7 protein-coding genes are annotated in these 8,672 nt (G+C 26.8%); 1 reads left to right on the top strand and 6 read right to left on the bottom strand.

Translation table 11 applies throughout. The features are described 5' to 3' along the window. The 6 genes from AVBRAN12642_RS09265 to dsrO all read right to left on the bottom strand — a co-directional run. Nucleotides 1-708, bottom strand: a 708-nt coding sequence (locus tag AVBRAN12642_RS09265) for a hypothetical protein (RefSeq protein WP_336608274.1), incomplete at its 3' end; no start/stop codon positions are given. Nucleotides 709-830: 122 nt separating this feature from the next. Next, a complete protein-coding gene (locus tag AVBRAN12642_RS09260) occupies nt 831-1,775 on the bottom strand; it encodes a hypothetical protein (RefSeq protein WP_336608273.1) in 945 nt (314 codons plus the stop codon). 268 nt (nt 1,776-2,043) lie between these two features. After that, the gene (locus AVBRAN12642_RS09255; RefSeq protein WP_336608272.1) at nt 2,044-3,003 is read right to left on the bottom strand and encodes a hypothetical protein; all 960 of its coding nucleotides are present in this window, start codon (nt 3,001-3,003) and stop codon (nt 2,044-2,046) included. A 72-nt stretch (nt 3,004-3,075) separates the two neighbouring features. Continuing rightward, nucleotides 3,076-5,988, bottom strand: a complete 2,913-nt coding sequence (locus tag AVBRAN12642_RS09250) for a tetrathionate reductase subunit TtrA (RefSeq protein ID WP_336608271.1) — start codon at nt 5,986-5,988, stop codon at nt 3,076-3,078. Next, nucleotides 5,981-7,015, bottom strand: a complete 1,035-nt coding sequence (nrfD, locus tag AVBRAN12642_RS09245; RefSeq protein WP_336608270.1) for an NrfD/PsrC family molybdoenzyme membrane anchor subunit — start codon at nt 7,013-7,015, stop codon at nt 5,981-5,983. Before nrfD ends, AVBRAN12642_RS09250 begins: the two co-directional genes overlap by 8 nt. Then, nucleotides 7,000-7,746: a sulfate reduction electron transfer complex DsrMKJOP subunit DsrO gene (gene dsrO / locus AVBRAN12642_RS09240; protein WP_336608269.1), complete on the bottom strand. Its 747-nt coding sequence runs from the start codon at nt 7,744-7,746 to the stop codon at nt 7,000-7,002. Before dsrO ends, nrfD begins: the two co-directional genes overlap by 16 nt. 217 nt (nt 7,747-7,963) lie before the next feature. On the opposite strand from dsrO, the gene AVBRAN12642_RS09235 reads away from it, so the two are divergent. After that, nucleotides 7,964-8,672: hypothetical protein (locus tag AVBRAN12642_RS09235; RefSeq protein ID WP_442862370.1), on the top strand; the 709-nt coding region annotated here is incomplete at its 3' end.

The following is an 8,672-nucleotide window of genomic DNA, read 5'->3' as shown; positions in this document are numbered from 1 at the left end:
TTGTTCTTTTGTTTCTTTATTTAATTCTTCAGTTATATTAGTATTTATTTTTTTGTGTGAAATTGTCATAAAAGGTAGATTATCTAAAAATACTCCGTATTCATAAACAATATCTTTAAAATCATATTTTTCAGCAATTGTTATATAACCATCAAGATTTTTATCCATACTAATAGTTTCATCAAGTATTGTGCTAATATCAGTTGATTGTTTATTATCAACAGTCAAAATACTTGGAACATAACTTGCAACTTTAGTAGCTTGTCCTGAACCATCTTTAGTTGGCTCTATATATAAAGCAAATGCATAGATAGTATAATCAATTTCTTTTTTATCTACTTCTCCATCATTATTTTTATCAGCTGCTAAAAAATTACTCTTATACGCTACATCGCTAAACCACCCAGCTACAAAACTTGCTGCGTCTTTATCTAAAATAATGCCTTTGCTAGTATCAATGAAATTATCTTCATTAAAAAATTCTTTTAATCTATTAATATTATTTTCACTAAGTTTTACTCCGATATTGCTTTCATCAAATTTAAAAAATACATTGTAATTTTGCTCTTTATTTGTCTTAATCTCAAAATTATTTTTATTTATATTATCTTTTAAATTGCTAATATCTTTAGTATTTAATTCTTTAGTTTTAACATTATCAGCCCAAGACATTGCTATATTTTTTACTTGCGAGATATCTATTTTCATAAAAATTCCTTAAAATTAATACTTTTAAAATTAATTGGTTTGATTTTAATTAATACTATTATTATTTTATTTAATATTTTGATATATTGTAACTTTTAGTAACAATTAATTAAAAATAAAAATTAAACCTTAATATCAATTAATTTTGTATCGCTTAAATCTTTTTTAAATTCTTTTGTAAAATCTATAAAATCACTTAATTTATCATTTGTAATTAACTCTTCTAATTTATCTTCGCTTATTTTTAAATTAATATTAAAATCTTTTAAGAGTTTCTTTTCATCATTTGTTAGACTTTTTAGGCCTTGATTTTTAAGTTTTGCTAAGGCTGCTAATTTTTTTAATTCTTCTAATTCTTTCTCTTTTAATTTATCTGTATTTGCAATCTTATATAAGCTAATAAAATCATTATTATTTTTATTATTAGATACTTCTATGTTATCTTCAAAATATCCCTTTTCGCCTACATTTAGAAATTCGCCAAATGTAATAATGCCATCAAGATTTTTATCATTATTTAAACTAGCATTTAAAGTATAGCTAATATCAGTATAGTATTCATCATTATCTGCTAAAAATTTACTCTCTTCATAGCCTTTTACATAATTAGTGATTATATATTCACCTTTATTATCTCTTCTATATTCAAGCCTTTCATGTATAAAGTTTAATGTCTTTTTTCCTTCTTTATTGCTTAGCTCCCCATTACCATCAACATCAGCTTCAAGGAATTTTCGTTTATAAGCAATATCACTAAACCACCCAGCTACAAAGCTTGCTGCGTCTTTATCTAAAATAGTGCCTTTACTATTAAAAATGAAATTATCTTCATCAAAAAATTCTTTTAATCTATTGATATTATTTTCACTAAGTTTTACTCCGATATTACTTTCATCAAATTTAAAAAACACATTGTAATCTTGCTCTTTATTTGTCTTAATCTCAAAATTATTTATATTTATTGCATTTTTTATATTGTATAAATCAAAAGAATTTAAAGAATTTGAATTAATTTTATCTTGCCAAGCTATAGGCGTATTTAAATAGTTTCCTAGATAATGTCTCATAAAAAATCCTTTAAAATTATGACTAAATTAGATCTAGCTAATTAATCAAGACATTTTTAAAATCAATAGCTATTTTTTACACTTAAAAAGCAATATTAAAGCACTAATACTTTTTAAAATATGCACTAACATTCGTAATGCAAATTAAGTTAATACATTAAAAAATGATTTGAATTATTATAATTTGATTTTAATTAATACTATTATTATTTTATTTAATGTTTTGATATATTGTAACTTTTAGTAACAATTAATTAAAAATAAAAAATTAAACCTTAATATCAATTAATTTTGTATCGTTTAAATCTTTTTTAAATTCTTTCGTAAAATCTATAAAATCATCTAATTTATCATTTGCGACTAATTCTTCTAATTTATTTTCACTGATTTTAAGATTAAGACTAAAGTCTTTTAAGAGTTTCTTTTCATCATTTGTTAGACTTTTTAGGCCTTGATTTTTTAGCTTTGCTAAGGCTGCTAATTTTTTTAATTCTTCTAATTCCTTTTCTTTGAATTTATCTATATTCATAATTTTATAAATATTACCACTATCAATTTTAATTCGCTCATCACTTGATTTACAATCAGCTGTATATTTATGAATTTTATTTTTACCATCAGCTCCTAAATATTCACCAAATGTTATTATTCCATCAAGGTTTTTATCATCATTTAAACTAATATTTAAAGCCTTACTAATATCCATACTCTCGCCCTCTGGCAAAGCTACCATACTAGGTAAATATGTGCCTATGATTGCACTTGAGATTATTTCTTCTTCAAGTGTCTTTTCATTTACTACTATTTCGGCTGCTTCACTAAATACTGTAAATGTATATTTAAATTCCTTGCCCGTTAATTCTCCATCGTTATTAATATCAGCTGCTAAGAGATTTTCTCTATAAGCAATATTGCTAAACCATCCAGCGACAAAACTTGCCGCATCTTTATCTAAAATAGTGCCTTTATTATTAGCAATGAAATTATCGCTATCAAAAAATTCTTTTAATCTATTTAGATTTTTTTCATTTATTTTTACACCTATATTATCACCATCAAATCTAAAAAATACATTGTAATCTTGCTCTTTATTAGTCTTTATCTCAAAAATATTTTTATTTATTTGATAATTTAAATCTTTTAGCTCTTTTTCTGTTAGCTCGTGCTTTTTAACATCAATTTTCCAAGCTATCGGCATATTTTTACTAGCACTTATATCGTGTATCATAAATAATCCTTTAATATTTATTTAAAGGATTATAGTTTATTTAGGATAAATAATTTAATCAGTTTAAATTCTTTAACCTAAGCTTGAGATTTTTTCTATAATTACTCCAAATCCTTGCCTTGCTACAGAGCCTACGACAAAATCACTAATTAAGGCATTTTCTCCACGAATAGTATCATCAGGTATTATATTTGAGATACTAACGCCTGTTCTTTTTGAAATATTTTTAGCAATTAATTTCCCATCAATATAAAAATCACTAGCACCTTCGCCACGCCTAGCACGAGAATGCTCAATTCCTACTGCTTCTTTATGAATTCCTTTTCTAGTTTTTAATATTCCTATTATTTTTTTATCATCTCTTATAACTTTGATTAAATCCTTATCTTTAAGACCTAGTTTTGCTGCTGTATCTTCGTGTAATTCAATGTAGTTTGAATATTTTAAATGAGTTAGTTTTGAACTAGCAGCAACTAAACTTGAATATATATTTGATTTATACGAAAAGGCTTTTAGATTTAACTCATCTAATGTGGTATTGTTTTTAAATCTTTGTTTTACAAAATAAGGAACTCCACTATAATTTTTCCCAGTTAAAGAATCCTTAGTAAGTGCTAAATCTTCGTTATAAATAGCTACTTCTTTTTTGTATGTTTTTGCTAAGGAATTTTTGTTATATGCTTTGTTTTTGCTTTCAAATTTTCCACCCCTTGCCATACAAAATAAAGCTTTTTTATAGTGTTTTGGGCTAATTTCTTTTAATTCTTGAATGAATGGTAAGTCCTTTATCTCATCTTCGTTTATTTCATAATCAAATCCACCATCAAGCGCAACATTTATAAAACTTCTTAAATAATAATCACTCGGCTTATCAAGGTCAAATAAATTACCTTCACTATCGCTAATTGCGTTTTTGCCAAATCCTGCTAAGCCTAATTTTTTGCCTAATTCAATTATAAAGCTATCCATACATACGCTTTCATTATTGCTAAACTTAACATTAGGAGAATTTAAAATAGGAAATCTAAAATGACTAGCTTTACTCAAAGCACCACCCCAAGGATTAACAACGCCCCAAGTCTCATACATAACGCTATCAGGAACTATATAATCAGCAAACATACTTGTTTCGTTTATAAATGGGTCAATTGCTATGAATAATGGTATTTTAGAGCTATCTTTTAAAGAATTTTTAACATTATTCATATTACTAGCATAAGCAATATTAGCATTCCAATAAAGCAATATATCTATTCCGTAAGGATATTTTAATGCTGCATTTGTGATTGCGTCGGTGCAAATTGCATTAGTTAGTGGATACCAAGGTAATTTTGATGGATAAGGGTTTTCGTTGTTTTTGATTTTGTTTTTATATTCGCTAGTTGCTTCATAAGGTTTTTTAGTTTTATCAACTCTAATTCCACTAGGTTTAATTTTGCCTTTATATTTTGCTAATTCAAATTCTCCTGACAAATCATTATATTTACCCCCACCAGCACTCATTCCACCAATTTTATTTAAATTCCCAAGCAAACCAACTAATTCTAAAATAGCATAAGCTGTATAAAATCCATTAGTTTGCATAGTCCCGCCGTGCAAATCAAATGCTACTTTATTTTTATATTTTTTGATTTTTTCTAATAAATATTCATAATCTTTTTTACTAACGCCACTATTTTGCAATAAATCATCTAAAGAATTTGAATTGACACTTTCTTTTAATTTGATAAAACTTGTTTTAACCTTTATTGCTTCATCATCTAAAGTTATTATTCCATCATAATAAATATTAGCTTTTTTACAATCTTTTGCACTTATTAATCCTTGCTCGTTAATAACCATAATTTCATTATTAATTCTTAAAAATTCTCCTTTTTTATAGTTTTTATAATCATCTTCAACGACTAAATAAGCAGCATTAGAAAAACTTACATTGTTTTCATTTAAATTAGTATAAGATAGATATTCTTCATCATAAATTTTTTGATTTATTACATCTTGTAATAAGGCTAATGCTAAAAACAAATCCCCACCAGGCTTTATAGCAATCCATTTTCCTACGCTAGATGCACTTGAAGTAGAATTTGTAAGTATTGGGGTTATTGTTGCGTATTCTAAATTATTGCTTTTTCTATTTGCTATTTTTAATCCTTGTCTTTTGAAAGGATTTCCAGCTTGAGCAGGAGCACTTGCGAAATTAATCAAAAACTCGCAATTATCAAAATCAGGTTTTAAGTGTGGGTATTTATCAAAATCATTTAAAAAAGCAGCCATTCCAGCTCTCATAGAAAGACCGCAAGTTGCTGTGTGTCCGTGAAAATTGATAGTTCCGAATGATTTTTGAAATCTTTCTTGAAAGAAATTCTTTCTTCCTTCATCGCCTGTTGCGATTATACATAATCCATTTGCTTTCTTTCCAAATTCAGGAGCATTTTCATCTATTAAATCAGTATGATTATAAACTTCTTTAAATCCTTTTACATAGCCTTCATTAAACAAATCTCCGCCATTTACTATCTCATCTAAAAATTTATCAGGCTCAATACTTTGCCATTTATTTTCTCCCCTTTTTCCAACTCTTTTTAGTATTTTAGTTACCCTTGCTTTATCATTTAATTTATCAAATACTAAATTACCCCTAGCACAAACACTTGAATGGATTTTGCCTTGATTTGTGAGTAAATAACTATCTTTTATACTAGTATTCATATTAAGCCAAGGGTCGCTTGATAATAAACTATATGGATTGCCAATAACTTTTAAAACCTTATTATCTAATACTTTTACCCTAACACCACAATGAGTAACGCAACCATTACAAACACTTGAATAATACTTGCCGATTTGTGGATTTAGGCTATTTGCATATATGCTATCGTTTGTTTTTGTTTGTGGTTTTATGATTTTTTGTATTGTTTCATTGTAAAAATAAGCCCCTGCTACACCTGTTATCCCTGATGCTATTAAAAACTTTCTTCTACTCACTTAATTCTCCTTTTATTTGTTTTTCTAATATGCTTACTAAAAGACAAAACAAACTTATACAAATTAGCCAATTGCCAAATACAGAACCTAAACTATCACTACCTAAGATTTTTGGTGTGTATGTTAAAAATCCACTCATAATTTTTGGCATAGAATTTCCTGCAAAAACTACATTGAATTTAAAGCTAAAGCTATAAATTATCATAGATAAAAATGCAAGTAATAAAAAGAATTGATTGTTTTTTAATCTTGTAAAAAGATTTATTAAAATAATAAAAATTAAGCAAAACTCAAGTATGAAAATCTCATAAAATCTAGCCATAAATACATATTGATATAGCTCTTTAATTTCTTTATTAAAACCAAGCATAAAGCTAAACCAAAATAATCTTAATAATAAATCACATACTATTAAAGCACTAGCAAGTCTTATAAAGATAAAAAGATTGATTTTATAATTTATGATTTTTGAATATATAAATAAGACTAAAGCACATATTCCAACACCTCCTACACCGCCATTTGCAGCAAATAAAAGTGGTAAAACAGGTGTATTCCAAAAACTAACTCCAACACTTGTTCCTAAAATATATCCAGTGTATAAAGGAATGCAAAAAGATACAATAAGTGTGATTATTCCTAATTTTTTAGTATTTTTATTGTTAATATGATTATATGCTAATAGTATTAGTAAAATAGGGTAGGTTATAAGTAATATAATTCCTATTTTCATAGCTGAAGTTGGTAGATTGCCCCAGCCATTTAAAAAGATTTCAAAAACTCTACTAGGTTGTTTTAAATCATCAATTAAATTAAAAGGAATTGCGCATAAACAAACAAAAGAAATTATCATTGAAAATAGGGCGATATTTTTGTAGTTTTTCAATCCAAATACTAAATATAAACTAGCACATAAAAACGCTCCAAAACTAGCTCCTGCTATGAAAAAATCATTTACTACATCTAAAGCCCAAGTTCGCTGAACGCTAAAACCTTCTAAAACCACAGCACTCATTTTATTCTCCATTCTTCTTCTAAAGCCAAATCAAATTCTTTTGAAATATCTTGAAACATTTTATGATTAGGATTGATTTCATTTAATTCATTGTCTAAATTAATATAAAAAACTTGTGGTTTAGTCCCAAAATTTTGCTTTAAAACACTTGTTGGATAATCTTTTAATATTTGTGAAATTTCACTTGAACTATCATTTAAATCGCCAAAAATTCTAGCCCTACCAACACAGGTTTGAACACAAGCTGGTAATTCATTATTATCTATTAAATGCACACAAAAAGTGCATTTATCAGCTACTTTTGTATTTTTATTAATAAATCTTTTATCATAAGGACAGGCATTTACGCAGTAACTACAACCCCAGCATATTTCATTATCTACTAATACTATTCCATCTTCTCTTTTAAAAGTTGCTCCTGTAGGGCAAACGCTTACGCAAGGTGGATTTTCGCAATGATTACAAAGTTCTGGCAAAAATGCCTTAAATACTTCATCGCTTTTACTTAATTCATATTCAGTAACAAATGTTCTAAATTGTTCGTGGGGGACTTGATTTTCATTGATACAAGCAGCAGTGCAAGCTTGACAGCCGATACATTTTCTAAGGTCAATTAGCATTGCATAGCGTTTTTTGCTATCTCCTATATATCTTTTATCTTTTTTATCTATACCATTATTTTGTAGGCTAAAAGCATAACTTGATGAAGCTAATGTGGTTGTAATAAATACTCTTCTATTCATATAAAACCTTTGATTTAGATTTTAATGAGTATATTTTTTAATTGTATAATTAATGTTAAAATTTAATAATAAATTAAGGTTTAAATATTATTGCCTAATTTTGGTTTGTTATTATCAATAAGTTTATATATAAATTTTATATAAATTTTTATAAGAATTTAATAACCATTAATATTTTTTTAAACCTACCGATATAGAAAAATAACGGGGGTTTAAAATGCAAATAACAAATAACAATTATGTAAATTATCAAACAAATATTAAAAATCAAATTCCAACCACTCAAACTCCTAAAGATAATCTAAAAGAACAAATCGCAAATATTTTAAAAGACGCCCCACAAGATGAATGGGGCACATATGATCCAAATGCTGTGCTTAGTAAAATAGGAGCTTACGAAAAAGGCAGTAAGATTTATGAAGCCTTAGAAAACGAAATGCTAAAAGGAATAATTACTTACGAAAAAGACCCAAACGAGCAATTACCAAGCAATGAAGAAGTATTTAAATATCAAAAAGGCGATGATGCAAGGCTTAGCGAGTTTAAGCTAAAGGCTCAAGTAGCATTCGGCATTAAAACCAATAGTATTTATCAAAAGGCATATCAAGGCAACGCAAGTGCTGATGAAGTAAAAGATTTAGTTCAATTTTTAAAAGATAATAGTATTGATGGGCTTGATTTAAGTGGTAGATTTTTTAAAATACCTAAAGATTACGCCGATGAGATTATGGAGCTTTTTGCAGATGATAACCTAAATGTAGATGATTTTAAGCAAAAATATTTAGAGATTAAAGAAAAGATAGAAACTAAAAGAAACAAAGCAAAAGAAATAGATGAAGAACAAACTAAAGAAAAACCTTACGAAGCCATAGAAGTAAAAGGCACAAGCACTCGTGAAAGTATGGAAGAAATACTTAGCAAAATTA

The sequence above is a fragment of the Campylobacter sp. RM12642 genome, from assembly GCF_020137635.1.
Classification (GTDB): Bacteria; Campylobacterota; Campylobacteria; order Campylobacterales; family Campylobacteraceae; genus Campylobacter_E.
Note: the sequence above shows the minus strand (reverse complement) of the source record. Positions and strands in the feature narration are given on the sequence as shown.

Coding starts and splice junctions, on each gene's coding strand:
- AVBRAN12642_RS09255 (WP_336608272.1), bottom strand. CDS start 3,003: ATGATACACGATATAAGTGCTAGTAAAAATATGCCGATAGCTTGGAAA.
- nrfD (WP_336608270.1), bottom strand. CDS start 7,015: ATGGAGAATAAAATGAGTGCTGTGGTTTTAGAAGGTTTTAGCGTTCAG.
- dsrO (WP_336608269.1), bottom strand. CDS start 7,746: ATGAATAGAAGAGTATTTATTACAACCACATTAGCTTCATCAAGTTAT.
- AVBRAN12642_RS09260 (WP_336608273.1), bottom strand. CDS start 1,775: ATGAGACATTATCTAGGAAACTATTTAAATACGCCTATAGCTTGGCAA.